This is a genomic window from Winogradskyella forsetii (assembly GCF_013394595.1).
Classification (GTDB): domain Bacteria; phylum Bacteroidota; class Bacteroidia; order Flavobacteriales; family Flavobacteriaceae; genus Winogradskyella; species Winogradskyella forsetii.
In genome coordinates, this window is record NZ_CP053348.1 from 3,601,435 (window position 1) to 3,622,482 (window position 21,048).

Sequence of the window (21,048 nt, forward strand, 5' to 3'; positions counted from 1 at the left end):
TTTTAATAATTTGGATTTTGTTCCCACTGATTACCAGCTAACTGAATTTCTATTAATGGAATTGGGAACACTTCGTGTTTACCTTCTTGGAATCCGTCAATTTCTGCTGCAGCTCTACCTGTTCTTACTAAATCGAAGAAACGATGGCCTTCGCCTACTAGCTCAACTCTACGCTCATGGTAAATTGCTTCCGTTAATGCACTTCCTGTGGCTGAAACGTTGTTATCAGCGTTTCCGAAAGCGCGTTCTCGCACACGATTTAGGTACATCTGAGCCCTATCATCACTAATGCCTCCTCTGTTAAGCGCTTCAGCTGCCATTAATAACACATCAGCAAATCTTATAGCTCGGTAATTATTAGGATTGGTTAAATTCGCATCTCCTAGGTTGTTATCTCCTTGTCTTGAGATATACTTTCTATTATAATAACCTGTATGCTCATAACCTGTGGTGAAAGTAGCACCAGTAGCTGCAGCCCAAGCATCTATATCTAAAATTGCGGTTTCTAGCCTCATATCACCTTCTTCAAACTCATCTACAACTTCCTGCGTGGGAACATTGAAACTAAAGCCAGATTCAAATAATGGGCCATTATAGCCTCTAATACCATTAAACCCTACTGCCACATTTCCTTCACTACATTGCAGACAGTCAAAGCTTGCACCTCCTGCAGCTTCAAGATCTGTATATTGAACTTCGAACACTGATTCCATGTTATTTTCGTTATCATTTTCAAACATGGTACTATAATCTGATATAAGATCATAAGGTCCATTATCTATAACATCCTCTAAAACTGCTGCAGCTTCAGCAAATTTATCCTGGAAAAGATAGGCTTTACCTAATAAAGCTTGTGCAGCTCCTTTGGTAATTCTACCTTCCTGAGATTGTACATAAGGTAAATTATCAGCCGCATAAATTAAGTCTAACTCTATTTGTGCATAGATCTCAGCCTTTGGTGTTATAGGAATTGAAAATTGATCTCCAAACTGGATACGTGTATCTACCGCAAACGGGACATCACCAAACCATTTTACCAATTCAAAGTAATAATAGGCTCTTAAGAATCTGGTTTGCGCCAAAACTCCTGCTTTTCCTGGGAAGTCCGTTTTATCTTGAAATTCCATGATGTAATTAGCTCTATAAACACCCGCATACATCCATTGCCAAATAGACCTCAGCTGAGCGTTAATAGGCGTGTGAATCATATCATCGATTTGCTGAAAACCAGGCACATCATTTGCGTTTTCTCCACCAGCCAATGTATTATCTGATGCTATTTCACCAAGTAAAACGTTCAGGTAGGTTGCCTGTAATAAATCGTATGCTCCAATTAGGGCATCTTGGTAATCTTCTTCCGAATTGAAATAATCTTCAGAATTTTCGTTGTTTGAGTCTATATCTACGAAGTCATCACTACATGAAGCCATGACAAACAATGCTATAAAAACGTGTATTATTTTTAAATTTTTCATGGTTTTATTAAAATTTTAAGTTCATTCCTACTAAATATGTTCTTGGATTAGGGTAGAATCCATAATCGATTCCACTACCTATGGCATTACTGCTCCCTGTATCTGAGTTAAAACCAACAGAAGTGGTTGGGTCATAACCTGTATATTCCGTTAAGGTAAACAAGTTAGTTACCGAGACATAAAATCTCAGCTTATTGACACCCCATTTTTCTGATGCTTCAGGCGATACTGAATATCCTAATTGAACATTTTGCAATCTTAAATAAGAGCCATCTTCTACATAAAAATCTGAAAACAAAGTATTATTTGTTGCTCCTGTTGTAACTCTTGGAAACGTATTACTTGTTCCCTCACCCGTCCAACGGTTTAAATATTGAGTGCTTCTATTTGTTAAAGGTAGGTTTCTTTCGTAATTTCTTACTATGTCGTTACCGATTGATGCAAAGGCATAAGCTCCGAAATCGAAGTTATAAAAATCGAAGGACAGATTTAATCCCATAGTAATATCTGCTATTGGATCACCGATATAGGTCTTATCCAAATCATCAATAACGCCATCCTCATTAATATCTACAAAAATTAAATCACCTGGTTGCGTATTATTGTTTAGTATTGGAGAGTTGTCTATTTGCGCTTGATTCTGAAAAACACCATTTGTTTTAAAACCTCTAAAATAACCAATAGGCTGACCAGCTTCCATACGAGATGGTGCTTCTTGACCAATCCCAAATGCACCTCCTGGCACAAATCCGCCTTCTTGACTAACGGAAACAACGTTATTATCTAGAGCAGTTACATTATATTTCAAATTGAATTTAAAATTATCGCTCAATTGCTCTGAATAGCCAATAGAAAATTCGAATCCTTTATTATCAACAACACCAGCATTTATAATTGGTGGCGAAGAACTTGGTGCACCCACACCAATAATACCTGAAGCATCGGGTTGAACCAAAAGATCATTTGTCCGCTTATTGAAATAATCCATAGTCACATCGACCTTATTGTCCCAAAAACGCATGTCTAAACCAATATTAAAAGTTTCTTGTTGTTCCCATTGTATTTCAGGATTCGAAATTCTTCCAGCCGCAGAACCAAATACCAATGTATTACCAAATACATACGTAGCTTCGCCATCTAAAACCGAGACATACCCAAAAGCACCAATTCTATCATTACCCAAAATACCATAGGAAACCCTAAGTTTTAAAAAGTCAAGAAACTTACTGTCTTCCAAAAAAGCTTCATCTGAAGCTATCCAACCTATAGAACCAGATGGAAAGAAACCAAATTTATTATTAGGACCAAAATTTGTTGAGCCATCACGTCTTATCACAGCTGACAATAAGTACTTTCCTTTATAGTCGTATTGTACTCTAGCAAAATAGGACAACAATCTTTGATCAAAACTAAGATCAAAACCATTAGGGTTATTATTCTGGAATCGTGTCGCATCTTCTATGTTAGCGTTCCCAATATAATTATCCCTAATTCCAAAGCCCGTAAAACTTATGAAATCACCGGTCGTTTTAAATACAGAAGTCCCTAACAATACATTTAAGTTATGACTGTCGTTAAAGCTATTCTCGTATTTAACAAACGCATCAAATGTATAGTCCCTAAAAAAGGACCTACCTTCATAAACCGTATTATTATCTGAAATCGCATTTGGTATCAAGTCAAATACTTTATCATTAGCCCCCTCAATCCCGTAATCAACAAATGGTGAGAACGAATTACTAGTTACTTTAGCATAATTAAATTGGTAACTGGCCTGCGCCGTAAAATGCTCTAAAAATTTATAGGACAGGTTAATATTTCCATTTATTTTATCCACTAAGCCACTGTTATAGGTGTTTTCGATTTGCTTTGTAGGATTTACTACCTCAAAACCAAGATTTTCAGCAGAACCGTTCGGCGCTATGGTCGGTGCCATATTAAGGGCATTAAACAATACCGAACCTATACCTGTTTCTGGAAGCGTTCTTCTAACGGTATGTGTCCATGTTACACCAGCACTTAACTTTAAATCTTTAATTAAATCCACACTATAACTACCTCTTTGGGTCAATCTTGTAAATTTTGATTTATTACCACCTACAATACCATTTTGGCTTAAGAATGAATTACCTACAGCATAAGTCGATTTTTCTCCTCCACCTCTTAAAGTAATAGCATTACTGTAAATTGGTGCACGATTCTCAAAAACTTGATCTTGCCAATCCGTACCTTGACCTAATCCAGATACATCGGGATATGGTAATGGGTCACCATTGGCTGCAAATGACTCATTCAGTAATAGCCCATACTCAGTTGCATTTAACATCGGTAGTTTTCGTGTTGTTTCTTGAAAACCTCCATATCCATTATATTCAATCGTCAGAGGCATATTTTTTCTACCCGATTTTGTCGTTATAAGAATAACACCATTCGCTGCTCTTACTCCGTAAATACCAGCAGTTGCATCTTTTAAGATATTAATGGTCTCAATATCGTTTGGATTAATGACGCTTAAATCTTCTACAACCGTACCATCCACTAAGATCAAAGGTCTCGAATCACCATTGGTTGAGACCCCTCTAATGCTAATTGTACTAGCAGCACCTGGAGAACCGGAATTTGAAACGATATTTACACCAGCCACCTGGCCCTGCAAAGCTTGCTCTATTCTCGTGGGTTTCAAGGTTTCAACGGTTTCACTAGAAACTACTGCCACAGCACCAGTAATTTCCTTTTTCGTTTGTGTACCGTATCCAATAACAACCACTTCGTTTAAAGATTCCGAATCCTCTGCTAAGGAAATAGACAGAGGCTGGCTGTCTTCAATTTTAATTTCCTGGGTTACAAAACCCAAATAAGAGACAACCACCACTGAATTTAGTGGCACATCATTTAATGTGAAATTTCCATCAAAATCTGTTGATGTTCCTTTAGACGTATTTTTCAGAATTACATTTACACCAGGCAAAGGCTGCCCCGAGGATGCTTCTGTAACAGTTCCAGAAACATCTAAATTTTGCGCATAAACTGTCATTGAAAAAATAAATGCTGTGAGCGCCAAAAATTTTATTTTCATATCCTTGCTTTATTATCTTGTAAAAACGTGTAATGATCTTTTTTTATAACCATTGACGGAAATAAAACATTTAGCACACTACTCTTTACAATTAATTGATTAGATAATGCAACTTATAAAAAACGGTTGAGGATATGACAAATTAATACCATACAAAAAACATACAAATTAAAAAATAATCGAATATTTTGTCAATACAGCAATTAAGTGCCTTTGATTTTAAGCAATTCTCTAATATTGAAGATAATTAACAAGATTTAACATTTATAGCTTAAAACTATTATAAGCTGCTCCTGTATGGGTATTGTATAGGTTTACAATGAAATTGTATAGGTGTTATAACTCAATTATATAATTAGACAAACTCTGCTCATGGTCTAATTCCATCTTTTTACGCAAACGATAGCGCTTAACCTCAACACTTTTATGGGATATATTTAACAATGGGGCAATTTCTTTAGATGAAAGGTTCAATCGTAAGTAAGCACATAATCTTAAGTCATTTGGCGTAATGGATGGGTGGAGTGTTTTTATTTTTTTCATGAAATCCTTATCGACATTATTGAAGGCTTCCTCGAACAATTCCCAATCGTTGGTGTCGTTTATACTTGAATTAATTAGCTTAACTACTTTTCCAACTTCATTTAATGATTTGCTTTTGGAAAGTTCGCTCTTAATATTACCTAACAATTCGTTTCGCTTTACCAAGTTCATGGTGGCCATACCGAGCTCTCTATTTTTGTTTTCAATGTCTTGGCGTAAATTTTTATTTTTAAACTGTATTAACTGGCGTTGGTTTTCTAATTGCTCTAGCTTTAATTGTCTTTCTTTCTTTTTAATGAGTTTCTGTTGCTCCTTTTTGTAATGTTTTCTATTGAAGTAATAGAGCACATAGATAAACAGTAGGGCGACAAAAAAATAAGAAATAATTGCCAATGGTTTAAGGTACCATGGCTTTTCTATGGTAAACTCATAGGACAATACATTGTTAGATAAAATACCTCCTGTAATTGCTCTTGCCTCAAAAGTGTAATCTCCATGAGGTAAATTCTCAAATAAGATTTCACCATTGTCTGACCACTCGCTCCAATAATCATAAATTCCTAATAACCGATACTGATACTTTGACCTCGAAAGCTCGTCAAAACTAGGAGTACTATACCTAAACCGAATGATGTTATTTTTATTTTCTAATTCAATGGGCTGGCTTGTATCAAAAGAAACAAACTCGTTTTGTAATGACGTGTATGAAGCACTATTTAAGTATAGTTTTTTAGCATCTTTCTTTAACTTATTTATATGTAACACAAGGTACCCTTCAGTATCTCCTATTAAATAAGTATCTTTTTCTATATGCAATACATTTTCAAAACCCGATTTAGTTTTACGTATATTATGTGGAATTTCAATCACATTACCTTGCAAATCATTGGTCAGTTTTCCTGGCTCTACATAAATGATTTCGTTTTTTGTAAAACCCCAGAGTTTATTCTGTACTTCATCATTTATTAACTTGCCAGATATATATTTGTCTTCACTAAATAAGGCACTTAAAACACTATCCTTTTTAAAAGATTCTGAGCTAGAATCGAAACGAAAAACACCATTTTTAAAGCCATAAAAAACAGTTCCGTTGTATTTTACAATACTAGACTTTATTCCCTTTTCTATGTTAAGCTTTTCAACACTATTTACTTTATAAAATGTACTGTCTAATTCTATTTTATAAACTCCCTTATGCTCATGACTAACCAGTATTTTATTCGAATCAAAGAATTCAAGATATCTAGAAGAGATATCAAAACCTTCAATTTTATTTCTAACCCTCCACTGATTATCTTCCTTTTCTAAAATATTTAATCCTTTATAATTGCCCTGCAGCAATAAGTTAGCGTTCCCTTTAATTTCGTTTATATTCCAAGTGCCCAATTCCGTTGAAATTTGTTTGGCAATAGTATCATTTATGACAAACGTACCTCTATCATGACCACAAAATAGACTTCCTTTAATATACTTTAAATACCATACTTGCCCTTGCGTATTTTCTATAAACTTATATTTCTGCTTAGAATTGATTGCTTTGTAAAATAGACCATGATTAGTTCCTAAGTATAAATTATCATCACCCTTGGCCGCACTATATACCGTACCTAAAACACCTTGTTCATCATTGTAAACTCTGTAAGGTGATGTTAAATTCATAACATTAATACCATTGTCTAAACCTAACCAAACATTACCATCATTGTCTTCTTTAATCGATAAAACAGTGTTATTACTAAGACCATTGGATTGGTCAATTTCTAATATTACTTTTCCTTTACTATCTAATTGAATCAAGCCATTAGAAATAGTTCCTAAAATAAAACTACCATCTTTTAATCTCGTGCTACTATAGACGCTCACACGGGATAACAATTCGTCGGCCTCAATATCCCATTTGGTCAAGATATTATTTTCAAACTTATAAAACCCATTCCCTATAGTTTGAAGGAGCAGGCTTTTTTCAAATTCATAAATATTAACTAGCTCGATGTCCTTAATAAGTTCAGATTGAATTATCAAGTTCCCACTTCCATTAATAATTTCCATAACTCCCTCTCCCAATTTCTGAAAATATATAGATTTATTGAGTTCATTTGCTTTATTGATTCTTAATTCAGAATCTATTATCTCAAACTTTTCATTAGCTATATTATAAATATAAATACGTTCTAAAGATTGAAATAAAACATAACCTTCGATTTCTGTAATATCCCAAAAATCCTCATCTTCTATAATTGAGAAATTCTGGTTTTTAGTGAGCGACTTATAAATGAGTTCATTATACTTGTTTTTTGTCCAATATCCAAAATCCATATATCCACCAGTGTATATCCTATCACCTACGACCTTAACTGACCTTAAGATCCCTTCGTTTGGCGAATGATATAATTCCCATGACGCACCATTATATTCAAGCAATCCTTTATTGTTCGCTATATAAATGAAATTATTATCGGCTTGGGTTATGGACCAGTTTTGATCTTCAGCACCATAATCTTGTGGTGTAAATATTCGAATAGGCGGAATTTCCTGTGCGTTGAATTTTACACTAAATATTAGTGCAATGAATAAAAAACAAAAGCTGATTTTACCTTTATAAAAAGCGAACATAAAAATATAATTGTTGTTGTAAGATGCTGTCAAGGTAGTAATTTTTTGAATAACCCATAATTACTGTACTAAAGATCAATATTGAAAGACGATGTATAGTTAAAATTAACAGATGAACGGATCTGATAACGTATTAAAAATGAACTGTAAGTCGCATAAACCCAATACTAAAATCCTCAATTCTAAAAAAAAGTCACTGCTTAATAATTTTTGATATATTTGACCAATCAATAATTCTAAATTTATTATGAAAAAAACATTATCACTAGCGTTCATCTTATTGTTTTCGACAATAGTTTTCGCTCAAAAAATGAAAGTTGCTGAAGGCAATTTTGATTTCATTGAAAGTAATCAAGCCATTAATGTGGAGTTTGATTATAGCAACTTGAAGATTAACAAGGATAATCTCACTGAGGAAGCATATGTCGCAGAAAGAACTGCAGACCTTGAGGAAAAATCGAAAGGAAAAGGAAAAACATGGGCGAAAAAATGGGAAGCTAGTAGAGAATTAATCTATGCACCAAAATTTTTAGAGCTCATGAATAGAGATTTAGCTGAAGATAAAGGCATGTCTTTCGAAGAAGGTCTTACGGATGCAAAGTATACTCTTATTGTAGAAGTTGTTTGGATATATCCAGGTTATAATGTTGGCGTAATGAGGCAACCCGCAAAATTAACCACATTATTAAAGTTTGTTGAAACTGCAAATAGAGATAATGTATTACTAGAAATCACTAGTAAGCATGCACCTGGCAATAGATATGGCGGCACTTTTAGTAACGAAGATCGTATTGGTGAAGGCTTTGCGAAAACAGGTAAGAGTTTATCTAAGTTAATAATGAAAAAAGCATTCTAATTTTTAGATTAGAAGCTATTTTAATAAAAAGTGAGTGGTTTAGTTTTATAAATTACTCACTTTTTCGTTTTGTTCCATGTTTATAATATGAGCCAAGGTTTTAACAAGTCTGTGGTGGTTTTTCACAAAGGGATTGGTTTCATCCCAAACATAACCCGCCAATACGGCACAAATCTGCTTTTTTACTTCAGGGTTTTCCGGTCGATGGAAAAACAAGGTTTGTAAATTCCCGGTGTACCATTCTTTTACATAGGTAGAAAAAACATTCACACCACCTTTAATATAGTCTGAATAGTCCACTTCCCAATCAACGGCTTCATTTTGCAATGATTTAGCAATTAACTTTGCCGCCTTCAATGCTGATTCTGTTGCAAATGTAACACCAGAAGAGAATACGGGATCTAAAAACTCTGCGCTATTCCCGGTTAACACATAGCCATTTCCGTATAGTTGTTTAACCGACTTGGAATAATTAGTGATTTCAACAGGGTTAAACAAAAAGTCCACACCCTCGAACCGTTCTCTATAATAAGAAGACAGTTTCAACATTTCTGTTAATTTTTCAGAAGACGTTCCTTCGAAGGATTCTATAAATTCCGTAGGACCAACAAAACCTATACTTGTTACGCCATTGGAAAACGGAATGACCCAAAACCATAATCTGGTATCCAGAACATCAAATGTAATTCGTGTGCCTTCCCATCCCTCTGGACGTTTAATATCTTTAACATGTGCGAATATCGAAGATTGGTTAAGTAATTCTGACGGCTTGTCTAAATCTAAAAGTCTTGGTAAAACTCTTCCATAACCGCTAGAATCGATGATAAATTTTGCGCTAATTTTGTTGATCTCACCAGCCTTATTTTTAATAGTCGTAATTGAACTTCCATCGTCATGAAAATCCACATCAACGACCTCTTGTTCAAAAGCAATATCCACACCGCGTTTTAAAAGTTCATCAGTAAGGGTTTTATCAAAATCGGCTCGCGGAACTTGCCAAGTCCAATCCCAACCTTCAGTATGTTTTTTACTGAAATCGAAATTACAGACGACATCTCCTCTTAAAAATCGAGCACCCTCTTTACGTTCATACCCTTGGTCCTTTAAACATGGTAACAAACCCACTTCTTCAAAGTGATCCATGCAGCGTGGTAATAAGCTTTCACCTATGACAAATCTTGGAAATTTATTTTTTTCAACAACTTTAACAACGATACCATTGTTATTTAGATAAGAAGCGGCAACACACCCAGAAGGTCCTGCTCCAATAATTAAAACATCAACATTTGTCTTACTCATAATCTTAACGGTATTTAATGAACTCATCTCGCCTTTTTATTTTACCTACAAAATTTCCATTTTGCCCTCTCATTTTGCACTTTTTTATAACCGTAGCCATGCTATGCTTAGAAAAAACTACTTCATTAGAGCACAAAAGCAAAACTTTTCGGTTTAAAACTAAAAGTCGAGATAAGTTCAGTCTATAAAATTAATGATTTTTAAATTAAAACCTTACCTTACTTCCTCAAATCAATAACCATCATCGGTTTTCTACTCATTTTAGGGAATTGTAATCTTTGAATTTCCTTTTTAGCGCAAAACTCTATTTTTGGCCGCACTCTTAACTTAGCCCTAAAATGATCCTTAATATTTTGCAACAACTCTTCTGTAGCTTCTAAGGTTGCGATTTTTATAAGGATTTCGTCTGTTCCAATGCTATTATGCGACAGTTCTATAATATAGGTTTCAACCTCAGCGAAATCATTTAGAACATTATGCATCGCGGGCGGATATATCGTTGTGCCTTTATATTTTATCATTTGTTTCTTTCTGCCAATAACAGGTCCCAAACGATTGGTATTTCTGCCACAACTGCATTTCTGGCTATGGGATTTTACAATATCTCCAGTTTTAAACCGTAACAATGGCATGCCTTCAACCCCTAAAGTAGTAATGGTTAATTCTCCTGCTTCGCCCTCAGCAACGACTTTATTATTTGTATCTAAAATTTCGGTTATGATGAGTTCTGGATGCTGGTGTCCGCCTTGGTGTGCTTCACATTCTGTAAAAGCCGTATTCATTTCTGTAGAAGCGTAGGTTGAAAACAATTCAATATGCCAGCTGTCCTTTATTTTTTTGGATAAGGTGTTCAATGAAAAATCTTGTTCCCTGAGCGATTCTCCAATACAAATCGCACCTTTAATTCCTGAAGCATTAATATCTATATCATGTTGTTGTGCATATTCAATCAATTTCAACAAGAATGAAGGTACGGCAATAATGTACGTAGGTTTAAATTTTAAGATAGAATCCCATTGCAATTCCGGAATGCCGTTTCCAACACGGATAATTCCTGCGCCAAGTTTACGAGCGCCTAAAAAATAAGCGAGTCCAGCCATAAACCGTCTGTCGATAGTAGTCATCAGTTGAATAATATCATCTGAGCTCACACCTGCACAAGCAAAAGAAATGGCTTCATTATAGGCCAAACGGTCTAAGTCCTTGTCCGTAAGTGCAAAAATAACTGGTTCGCCCAAAGTACCGGAAGTGGTTACAAAATCCACAATTTTATTTTTAGGCACACATATAAAGTCGTCGTTATATTTTTGTAAATCGTCTTTTGATGTGGTAGGAATTGCAGCTAAATCTTCAAGTGAATTGATACTGTTAATGTCGATGTGATGTGATTTAAACAGCCGTTTATAGAAAGCCGAATTCGAGTTTAAATAAACCAGTAGCTCCCTTAATTTTTCAACTTGAAAGTCGTTTATTTTGGCTTTTGATGCGTATTCTATCTCAGGAATCATAACTCTAACTTTCTTTTTATTTTTTTAATGTAACCATCTACTCGTTCTTTGTCTGGAACTGTAGTAATTTCTTTGGTTTTCGCCTTTTCAAACGCATTTAGTGCAGCTGTATAATACCCTTTTTCATAATAATACGTGCCCACAATATAATACGCTTCCCAATAGTTCTGGTTCAAATTTTTTAATTCTGAAAGGGTTGACGGTTCTACGTGTTCGTCATCACTTATGGAAGAAAGCACTTCTCTTCTCAATATTCTATAGGCTTCGTAATCACGATAGGCATGCGTAAACTGAAAATCATCCTTTTCAATATTGAGTTGTGCATTCGACAATGATTTTTTTGTCGGATTATGGAATACTTCATTTAAATCGTAAGCCACAAATTCTCCTAATTGATACGGACTTGATGATACCCAAACCAAACGTTGCTCTGGTTTAAAAACAATGCCATGATGCGCTAAGAGCTGATTGAGCGCTTTTTCATTACCATACCCAATGTCTTTACCGTTTAAACCCTTCTTATTTCTTAAAATATCCACCGCGATTTGTGGTGTTATCTTCTGGTGTTGGCCAAGCAACTCTTGCATACGTTCATATCTGTATTGGGAATGGCTTTCCAAAATGTGTTTACTATTATTTTCATCATCAGCATAAGCCTCGCTTTGAAAATGATTAGCGCAAATTAATTGATTGGAATTTCGTACTTCATAAACTCCAAAATTCTTTGGCGACACCTCAATGGTAATCGCTTTTTTCTCTTTGGCACTACCCACAAATATGGATTCGGACACAAAAACCTGTCGTTTCTTGGCAATCGCAATAGCTTCCTCTATCGTCGAAGCATATTGCAATATTTCACGGGTTAATATTGAAACAGGCGTTTTAGCTACAAGTGGAATCTTAGATTTTCCTGCGTTTATGGTTACCGTTAAGCCATGTTCATTCATTCCTGAAACCACGCCTATCATGCCTGCCCAAGTTACCGACATAAAATTATGGCCTTCCGTTGGATTTACAAAAGCAATAATTTTATCTTTGGCAAAATCATCGCCTGCGTAAAAGTCGAAATTTCGGCCTATTATTAAACTGCCATCTTCAGATTTTTCTCCCCAAGCCGCGAAAGATGTGCAACCCACCAAAGCCAAATCCTGAAAGGCATGACCAATATCATGAGCGCCATGAAGGTATAATATCCTTAAATAATTGCTGGCTAAATGGTCATAATCGTCAGACGCATATCTCGAAAGTCCATAAATTTCGGCTTTGTATTCTTCTGGAATATTCAAATACATTTTCCGGTTGTACCATGCTAAAAGTTGTCGTAAAAAATACTGTCTAGTCTTGGAAGGCACCAGTTCATCAACCTTTGATAAAAAGGCCGCTTCTTGTTTTTTAAATAATTCTTGAGTTAATCGACCTGTTTTCAAACCGATTTCCAAAGGATTGCCTGCCACATACAATTCCCATAAACCTTGTTTGTTTTTAGTAAGATGGCTATTTCCTAATGTGAATGTAGAATCAGATATTTTTTCACGTTCAGGAATATCAGCGCTATAAGCACTTACATCCGGCACATCATGTAAAGATTTTGAAACACCACAGGATGTGACTAAAAACAGGACTGATAATAAATAAAACCAACGTACCGTCTGTACTTTCTTTAGCAACATATTAGGCCTTATTTTCAGTAATTTCTGATTCCTTATTCGCTTCTACAACTTTATTTAACAAGTAGTCCTTACCAAGAATCTCTCCACAGGTCATGATAGCGCTTATGGTCACGCCCAAAATACCATGCATGTTGAGACTTTGACCTGTAAACATTAGGTTTTTAACCTTTGTTTTTGGCGATATAAAAGATTCCATTGGTCTATTGACATCTTTAACGTAACCATACATAGAGCCTCTGTTACTTCCAATATAATCCCTATAAGATAATGGTGTTGACGTGTAAACCTCTTGAATGCAATCTCTTAAATTCGGAAATTTCAGCTCCATTTCCTTGATGAGTTTCTCTGCTTTTTCAGCTTTAAATTCCTCATAGGTCTGCCCTCTTTCGTTTTTATCGGCAACCGTATTGAACGTATCCATCCAAGGTTTAACCTCATCGTAATGCATGTAAGTCATTACGGTAATATTGTCACCATAACCGTCTTCCATATTTTTCTTTATGGACATAGACATCATATAACCTTCTGGCCAACTTTCTTGTGTATATTTATGGACATCCCAAACCTTATCTGGATCTTTAAAATGGTAGAAATTTTTATTTTGGTATTTGAAGGAATTCGGTTTTAATACAATATATAAGCTGAATGCCGCAATAGTACTTTCAATTTTATCAACTCTATTGGTGTAGGATTTTCTGAATTTTTCCTTACCAACGAGGTCTAAGGTCAGTTTAGGTTCAATGTTGGAAATAAATAAATCGCCTTTTATTTCCTTTCCGTTGGAACAAATTGCAGATGTGATTTTACCATCTTCAAATCCAAATTCAACCACATTGTGATGTTTGTAGTTTTCCCCTCCGTTTTCTTTCAATCGTTTGATTAAAGCCTTGGTAATTTGGCTGCCGCCATTGATACATCGATATGAACTTTCTATGTATGAATTGATAGTCAACGCATGCACATAAAACGGTGTGCGTTCGCCATCGCCAGCATATAAAAAGTTGGTTCCGGCAAGTACAGCCTGTAATTTTTTATTATCTGTAAGTGAGGCAATGAATGCTTTTGCCTGAAGTTGAAAAATAGCCGTATCATCATAATAAGGCTTACCTTTCTTTAAGTTATAGAGCGGAAAACTTGCACAAGTTTCCCTTAATTTATCGCAATATGCTGTAATGGCCTCTTCCTCTTCAGGAAATTGTTCCGTTAAAACTTCAATAAACTTTTCGTAACCCTGAGCATGTTTATATTCTACTGGGTCATCATCAAAAGTAACAATGTCGAAACCCTCTATATCTAATTTTTTCAGGGAAATATCGTCTAAAATGTCAATATATTTAAAGTATTGATAGAGATTTTGCCCTTCATTAAGTCCACCAATGTAATGTACACCAGTATCAAAAATGGTTTTATTCCTTACAAAGGTTTGCAAATTGCCACCATATTGGTTGTTTTTTTCAAGCACACAAACACTATAACCTTCTTTTGCCAGAATGATACCAGAAACCAAGCCTCCCAACCCGCTTCCAACTATTACAACGTCATAATGTGATTTCATGTGTAGATCTTTATACTTTTTATAAATGTTCCCAAAGTGTCAGGAGTGTTCACTTTTAATTATCCCTTTCAATGATAGTGCTTTTTGTAAAATTATTCAATAATCTTGAATTAAAACTTCAGTGGGAATGTGTAGCTTTTCGTTAAGATTTCTAATCATTTCCAAAGTCAGTTTTCGCTTTTTATTCATTATTTCGCTCACGCGACTTTTGAAACCAATCATTTCGACCAAATCCTTTTGTTTCAATCCCAATTGTTCCATTCTGAAATTTATAGCGGATATTGGGTCTGGCATTCCTATCGGGAAATTCTCATTTTCGTAGTGGTCAATTACGATAGCAAGGATTTCCAATTCATCGCCTTCATCAGTGCCTCTTTTGGCATCAAAAATTGCCTCCAAACGTTCCAATGCATTTTGGTAATCTGACTCGTTTCTAATTGGTTTAATTTTCATCTTAAATTTCGTTTGCGTTAATTTTGTCATATTCAGCATGAGTTCCGATAAACCTTATCCATGCCAATTGGTACTCAAAATTAAATTTTACAATCAACCGATAGTCATTGCCTTTAATGTTAAAAACAATCCGATTATCTTTTAAAATACTCGCATTTGGATATTCCGATTTTAGATCGTTGATGGTTGCCCAATTTGATTTTTCAGTTTCACGATACCACGATTTCAACTGAAGTTCGCAATTACTGTGTTTTTCCCAAAAATCTCTCAATGTTCCCCTCGAAAATATTTTCACTCCAAATCCTTTGTCGCAAATATAAAAAAAAGTTACCAAATTGATAACTTTTGCATGTTTTTACATTTTGAGTGTACTATTAGTTACCTGGTTAGATATGTTTTTTTAGTAAACCGATCATAACGGTATATAATGTCCGCAAGTTCTGACGCTTCCGGATTTGTAAGTAGTTTTTGTAATTAATTTTATTTGGTGCTGCATGCAGTTCTATTTCTTTTGGATAACACCATATACTACACTTAAAATAAGATATAGTACCATTGCAATAATGAAAGCGTTTAGTTCAACTTTTCTATCAGTTTGAAGGCTAACTGTTTCTGATATCATTCCACCTACAATAGCGCTAACCAAAAATCTTTTCCACCATTTATTTATTAGAATCAAAATTACCTTATTGTTTACAATTTTTATTCAAATTGCTCTTTCCATTCGCGTTGTTTTAATTCCGTAAATGAGTCCATTTCTTTCAAATATTTTGCTTCCCAATCAATTCCGTTTTTTTCGGTCAAATATTTATCAATTTCAGCATTATAGATTTGAATTCCATTTAATTCAGTTCCGCTTGTTAAACATCCAAATCCGACGTTCATAAATCCGTATTTCTGACTTATTTTATTCATTTCGATTGGTGAAATAATTGAATCGCCAACTAAAATTTTGTGTGCTGAGTTATTGGCGATGTCAGATTTTGCAGTTAGGTAATTAAATCGAAAAAAAAATCCGTAATCCCATAATCCAATTCCGATTAGTACTAATAAAATTCCGCTAAATACTATCGTTTTTCGGTTCATTTATCAAATTTCTTACAATACCTTTATAATGTCACTTTTTGCTATCGCTGCTATCGCTTATAAAAAATAAGATTCTCATGCTCATGAATAGACTCAAATCCTAATTTGGAAACTGTTTCAGCATACAAATTTCGGCTTTCTTTTATCAAAATTACATGATTAATGCTGTTATTCAAAACCTTTCCTATGTGTTCTTCAGATAATTGGTTTGTGTTTAGAATTAGGGTGTTTCCTTTGTGTTTTAAAGTAACTTCTAGTGTGTTTTCAAAAATAAGATTTTTATGCTTATTTGTGATAAAACTATTTTGAAGCATTGGTCTGACAGAACCGTCTTCAATATAAGAAAATATTTTTCTATCCATAGAGTTTAAGGCCATAAGAAAATCCAATTGCCCATAATCCTTCGATATATGAATGATTTCGGCCTTTGGGTCAATTGCCCATAAAATTTGGTTGTAAATCTCCTTATGCGTGTTGAAGTCTTTCTTAACGGTTTGGAATACATCGTCGCCTTTGTACCGATACTCATCGAAGAGATTATCGCGAAAATAAATGTCAGATTCTACTGCTTCGCGAAACGTCATAAATTCGTGTTTAAAATGGGCACTTATATTTTTTGTACGTTGTTTATAGGTGTCGCCATAACTCTTATTACCGATAGGAATTCTATCTAATATTTTTAAAGTCAGATTTCCGTTTCTAATGAGTGCACTTCCTTTTGGGTTAATTTCAGAATTACCATGGATTAAGATGGGGATAATATCTAAATTTAATTGTTCGGCAACATAAAAAGCCCCTTTATGAAACCGTTTCATTTTGTTAGTTGTGGATCTTGTGCCTTCAGGAAAAACCATTAATGTATAACCTTGATTTATTTTTTCCTGCAAATGGGATACGCCGTTTTCAATACCACTCGAGACCGGATAAAAACCGGCTGCTTGCACTGCTTTGCCAAACACAGGCGAATTGTACACCCAATCGTTTACCAAGAATATAATTTTCGGATGAAGCATTCCAACAGCTAAAATGTCTAAAAACGAGGTGTGATTGGAAATTATTAAAGCTGGTTTTTCAAACGTTTCGTTGGTAGGATTTAGAACGGTCTTCTTTAGGAATGGATTCGTGTAAAGCACCGATTTCATGAATTTAGAAACAGCTTTATGAAACCATCTCATTTTTACCTTTTTGCTAACAGGAATTATTTTCAATAATGTGGCACTAATCAAGGAAATGAAAAGTCCTCCAGAACCAAAATAACCAAACGACAGAATAGAGTGTATCAATAATCGAAATGATATGGGCCGTTTAGTCCTACTACCAATAAACAATTTAAATAGCAAAGGCTGAATAGTAAATGCAATAAGAACGGCAGATAAAATACCGATTAAGCTCACTATGGAAATGGAATACAAAGCTGGATGTTTAGCAAAAACCAATACGCCGACGCCTAAAATAGTTGTGATTACTGAAAGTAAAATAGAGGTTTTATGGGTAGCCAGTGATTTTTCGCCGGTTTTGTATTCATGAAGCAGTCCGTTAGTTACAAAAATGCTATAGTCAATGCCCAAACCAAATATAAAGGTTGAGATGATAATGTTGAAAATATTGAATTCCAAATGAAATAATCCCATGATACCAACGGTCAATAACCATGTCAAACATATTGGAATTCCCGTGACCAAGGTTAATGAAAAGCTTTTGTAAAAGAGTATTAAAAGTACAATAACTACAACTAACGAATAGCCAATTAAGCTATTGAAATCGGTTTTTAGGTTGCCCAAAAATGTTTCGTTCATTTGTTTTCTGTCAATCACTAAAGTTTGAGCTGCATTTTTAAAAGCCGCCATTACAGCATCGCCATCTTCAACTTTTACTAAAGTGGTAATGGTGGTGTAATTGTCCTTTGTAGCAATATAATCGTCAACAGAAAATGTGTGTATGGCTTTGTAGTCTTCAATTGCTATCGGTTCAAAATTCGTATGTAAAAGGGCGTAAAAGTTTTTGAAGGTTTCGGGTTTAAAACCTAAAGTTGTGCCACTTTCTATAAGGTTGTCTTTGGTATTTTGAATGGTTTTGGCATCCCAAAATGAATGCCACTTTTCAATCTGTTGGATTTGTTGTTTTTTGGAATGTACAAACGTCCCAATAGAACTGAAGTTGATAAGTTTATTTTCTGCTTTTAGGCTATCTAGCTTTTCTAAAATTTGGTCATTAACTTCTAAAGTACTTTCCTCAGAATTGCCATAAGCCGCAATATAAATGGATTTCGATGTGCTGTTAATCAAATTGTCTAAGCGTAATTCTGCTGTTTTTAAATCTTTAGGATAATAATTCAGTTGACTTAAATCCTTATTGAAAACAACTTTATTGTACGTGAATAAACTTCCAACGAAAAAAACCACAATTACAATAACAACCCATTTATTTTGGTGAATATTATAAGCCGCGATTTTATCGAAAACCGTCGTTTTACTAACTTTTTGGGATTGGTCTTTATAAACCTGCGGAATAAAAAACAAGGCAAAAAACGAAGCTCCCATAACACTAATGGCAGCAAAAATGCCCAAGTCCTGCAAAGCTTGTGAATTAATAAATAACAAGCACAAAAACGCCAAAGCTGTTGTTGTGCTACTCATTAGAATGGGCTTTGCAATTTCTTTATACAAATTCTTAACATTATTGTTGCTTCTAATGTGTGTTAAAATGTGCAAGGAATAATCGAGTGTGACGCCCAATAAAATTGAACCTATACCTAACGAAATGGCTGATATTTTTTCCCGAATTAAAAAAAGAATGACGATGGCCAAAAGGCCACCAAATATAGTGGGCACAAATAATATGATGGGAACCGTTAATTTTCTATAGAAGAAAATAAATATGAGTAACAGTATGAACAAAGCAATGCTAATGGTCACCTGAATATCATTTTTTATTTGATTGGCATTGGCAACTGCAATTAAAGTCCCACCAAAATATTCACTGCTCACTTTACCCTTGAAGCTTTCGTTAAGTTTAGCATTTGTGGCATAAAGCTCTTCAACAAAAAGGCTGTTTTCCGCAGTTTCATTGGTCTCTAAAGCAGGCGTGATAAATAATAGGATATGTTGCTCGTCTTTACTGACCAAAAAGCCATTTTGTAATGTGAAACTGTCGCCAAAATTTAACTCTCGCAGTTTTTTTAAGGCAATAAATGATAATCCCAGTGGGTCTTTCAAAATAAAATCCTTGGCAATAAGACCAGAAGGCGATATCAAGGTTTTATAATTCTTTAAGGTCGTGGCTTCAATGCTGTCCTTTTCAATTTTATTGGCAATTGCTTCATAATCGCTTTCATCTAAAAATAATGGTAGATTCTGATAAATAAAATTGGCAGTTCCCTGAATGTCATCCGAATTTATCCTGCCTTGAATCTTCTCTATATATTTGCTGGAGGATTGATTAATACTGTCAATAAATTGCGATGCATAGTTTGTTAAATCGTCAACTGAAGCATCATTTTCTTTCGTAATATTAACGATGATTTTATCCGTGAAATTGACGTTTTTAAGAACTTTTTGAAATTCTTCATTGTCCTTATTGGTTGGAATAAGTTTATTAATATCTTCTTCAAATTGAATCTTTGAAGCCACGAATATTAAGCTGGCAAACACTATTACTAAAATGCCAAGACCAAGCCATTTTCGGGATACAAAATATTGATATGTGTTGTAGAAAAAATTATGCATTGGTTACACGTACTTTTTTCTTCCGAAGGATTAAAAATATAATATAGCTCAATAGGCCTGCTATAACTGCCGAAACTGCCGCCAAGGCAAAACTTCCGACGATATAAGTCTTTAGGTGTTTTAATACTTCAAAATCGGTTGTGATTGTGGCGAAGTTATAGGTTTCATTCTGACCCAAAATAATGTTTCCCAAAATAAAACTTCCCAACACTATAAACGGAATAAAAGGCGGAAGACTGACATTGGAAAAGGCAAAAGCGATAGTTTTATTTAATTTCAGAAGTAAAGCCAAGGAAATGACGATAATGGTATGAAAACCCCAAAGTGGCGTAATTCCAACAAAAATACCTAAAGCGATGGATAGTGCTTTTTTTTGAGGCGAATCATTACTGCCAATAACATCTTCGGATAGAAATCGTTTTAATCCTTTTTTTTTTATTTTCCTGAAAAAGTTTCTTGGTTTGATATACAAAAACGTAAGAATAACCAACCATGTATTTAAAACGCTGATACGTGAAAAATCCTTAAACGGCCTAAAGTGGGAAACACGTTCGGTTTCGTCATAGGAAATGTGGATAGGGATGTTTTTGACTTGAGAACCATTCCAAGCGGCTTTGACAATGACTTCGATTTCAAATTCGAATTTATTGGTATAAAATTTCAGGTTTTTAAAATGATGAATCGGATACAATCGAAATCCAGATTGTGTGTCCTGTAATTTTATACCTGTTTCTACCCAATACCAAAAGTTAGAAAATTTATTACCAAAACTACTTTTCTTTGGGACGTCTTCCTGATTCATGTTCCGAGCTCCAATGAGCAGGATGTTTTTATCGTCGGAATTTTCCAATGCATTGATAAAAGAAGGAATATCCTTTGGAAAATGCTGACCATCTGAATCTATAGTTATCACGTAGTCATAATCTAAACTTTTAGCATGTTTAAATCCTGCACGCAACGCTTGCCCTTTACCTTTGTTTTGGGTAAATTGAATGTGTTCGAGATTGGGATAGTTTTCAAGAATTGTGGACGTGGAATCGGTTGAACCGTCATTAACCACAATAATGCCCTGTGTGTATTGTAAAACGCCATCAATAACGCGTTTTAAAGTCAACTCGTTATTGTATGTTGGGATTAACACACATACCTTTAGATCGGTAATTTTTTGTTGGACAAGTTGGTTATTCAC

13 protein-coding genes are annotated in these 21,048 nt (G+C 34.6%); 1 reads left to right on the forward strand and 12 read right to left on the reverse strand.

Annotated elements, in window-relative coordinates:
• Nucleotides 1-2: 2 nt before the first annotated feature.
• The 3 genes from HM987_RS15525 to HM987_RS15535 form a co-directional block, all read right to left on the reverse strand.
• Nucleotides 3-1,475 carry a RagB/SusD family nutrient uptake outer membrane protein gene (locus HM987_RS15525; protein ID WP_179008947.1) on the reverse strand — a complete coding sequence of 491 codons (1,473 nt, stop codon included), beginning with the start codon at nucleotides 1,473-1,475 and terminating at the stop codon, nucleotides 3-5.
• A gap of 7 nt (nucleotides 1,476-1,482) precedes the next feature.
• Nucleotides 1,483-4,551, reverse strand: coding sequence for a SusC/RagA family TonB-linked outer membrane protein (locus tag HM987_RS15530; protein ID WP_179008948.1), 3,069 nt, complete (start codon nucleotides 4,549-4,551; stop codon nucleotides 1,483-1,485).
• 336 nt (nucleotides 4,552-4,887) lie between these two features.
• Nucleotides 4,888-7,740 carry a triple tyrosine motif-containing protein gene (locus tag HM987_RS15535; protein ID WP_229724475.1) on the reverse strand — a complete coding sequence of 951 codons (2,853 nt, stop codon included), beginning with the start codon at nucleotides 7,738-7,740 and terminating at the stop codon, nucleotides 4,888-4,890.
• A gap of 214 nt (nucleotides 7,741-7,954) precedes the next feature.
• On the opposite strand from HM987_RS15535, the gene HM987_RS15540 reads away from it, so the two are divergent.
• Complete coding sequence (locus tag HM987_RS15540) at nucleotides 7,955-8,563, forward strand: hypothetical protein (protein WP_179008949.1); 609 nt, start codon at nucleotides 7,955-7,957, stop codon at nucleotides 8,561-8,563.
• Between the two features lie 45 nt (nucleotides 8,564-8,608).
• Here HM987_RS15540 and HM987_RS15545 read toward each other — a convergent pair whose 3' ends face one another.
• The 9 genes from HM987_RS15545 to HM987_RS15585 form a co-directional block, all read right to left on the reverse strand.
• Nucleotides 8,609-9,862: an NAD(P)/FAD-dependent oxidoreductase gene (locus HM987_RS15545; RefSeq protein WP_179010094.1), complete on the reverse strand. Its 1,254-nt coding sequence runs from the start codon at nucleotides 9,860-9,862 to the stop codon at nucleotides 8,609-8,611.
• A gap of 218 nt (nucleotides 9,863-10,080) precedes the next feature.
• Nucleotides 10,081-11,370 carry a phenylacetate--CoA ligase family protein gene (locus tag HM987_RS15550; protein ID WP_179008950.1) on the reverse strand — a complete coding sequence of 430 codons (1,290 nt, stop codon included), beginning with the start codon at nucleotides 11,368-11,370 and terminating at the stop codon, nucleotides 10,081-10,083.
• On the reverse strand, nucleotides 11,367-13,040 hold the full coding sequence (locus HM987_RS15555) for a C45 family autoproteolytic acyltransferase/hydolase (RefSeq protein ID WP_179008951.1): 1,674 nt from the start codon (nucleotides 13,038-13,040) through the stop codon (nucleotides 11,367-11,369). Before HM987_RS15555 ends, HM987_RS15550 begins: the two co-directional genes overlap by 4 nt.
• Nucleotide 13,041: 1 nt before the next feature.
• Nucleotides 13,042-14,595 carry a phytoene desaturase family protein gene (locus tag HM987_RS15560; RefSeq protein ID WP_179008952.1) on the reverse strand — a complete coding sequence of 518 codons (1,554 nt, stop codon included), beginning with the start codon at nucleotides 14,593-14,595 and terminating at the stop codon, nucleotides 13,042-13,044.
• A gap of 96 nt (nucleotides 14,596-14,691) precedes the next feature.
• The gene (locus tag HM987_RS15565; RefSeq protein WP_179008953.1) at nucleotides 14,692-15,048 is read right to left on the reverse strand and encodes a helix-turn-helix domain-containing protein; all 357 of its coding nucleotides are present in this window, start codon (nucleotides 15,046-15,048) and stop codon (nucleotides 14,692-14,694) included.
• 1 nt (nucleotide 15,049) lies between these two features.
• Nucleotides 15,050-15,343: a type II toxin-antitoxin system HigB family toxin gene (locus tag HM987_RS15570; protein ID WP_179008954.1), complete on the reverse strand. Its 294-nt coding sequence runs from the start codon at nucleotides 15,341-15,343 to the stop codon at nucleotides 15,050-15,052.
• Between the two features lie 407 nt (nucleotides 15,344-15,750).
• A complete protein-coding gene (locus HM987_RS15575; protein WP_179008955.1) occupies nucleotides 15,751-16,134 on the reverse strand; it encodes an FEKKY domain-containing protein in 384 nt (127 codons plus the stop codon).
• A gap of 50 nt (nucleotides 16,135-16,184) precedes the next feature.
• The gene (locus HM987_RS15580) at nucleotides 16,185-19,859 is read right to left on the reverse strand and encodes a 1-acyl-sn-glycerol-3-phosphate acyltransferase (RefSeq protein WP_179008956.1); all 3,675 of its coding nucleotides are present in this window, start codon (nucleotides 19,857-19,859) and stop codon (nucleotides 16,185-16,187) included.
• Nucleotides 19,852-21,048: a DUF2062 domain-containing protein gene (locus HM987_RS15585; RefSeq protein WP_179008957.1), complete on the reverse strand. Its 1,197-nt coding sequence runs from the start codon at nucleotides 21,046-21,048 to the stop codon at nucleotides 19,852-19,854. The genes HM987_RS15580 and HM987_RS15585 overlap by 8 nt, the downstream gene beginning before the upstream one ends.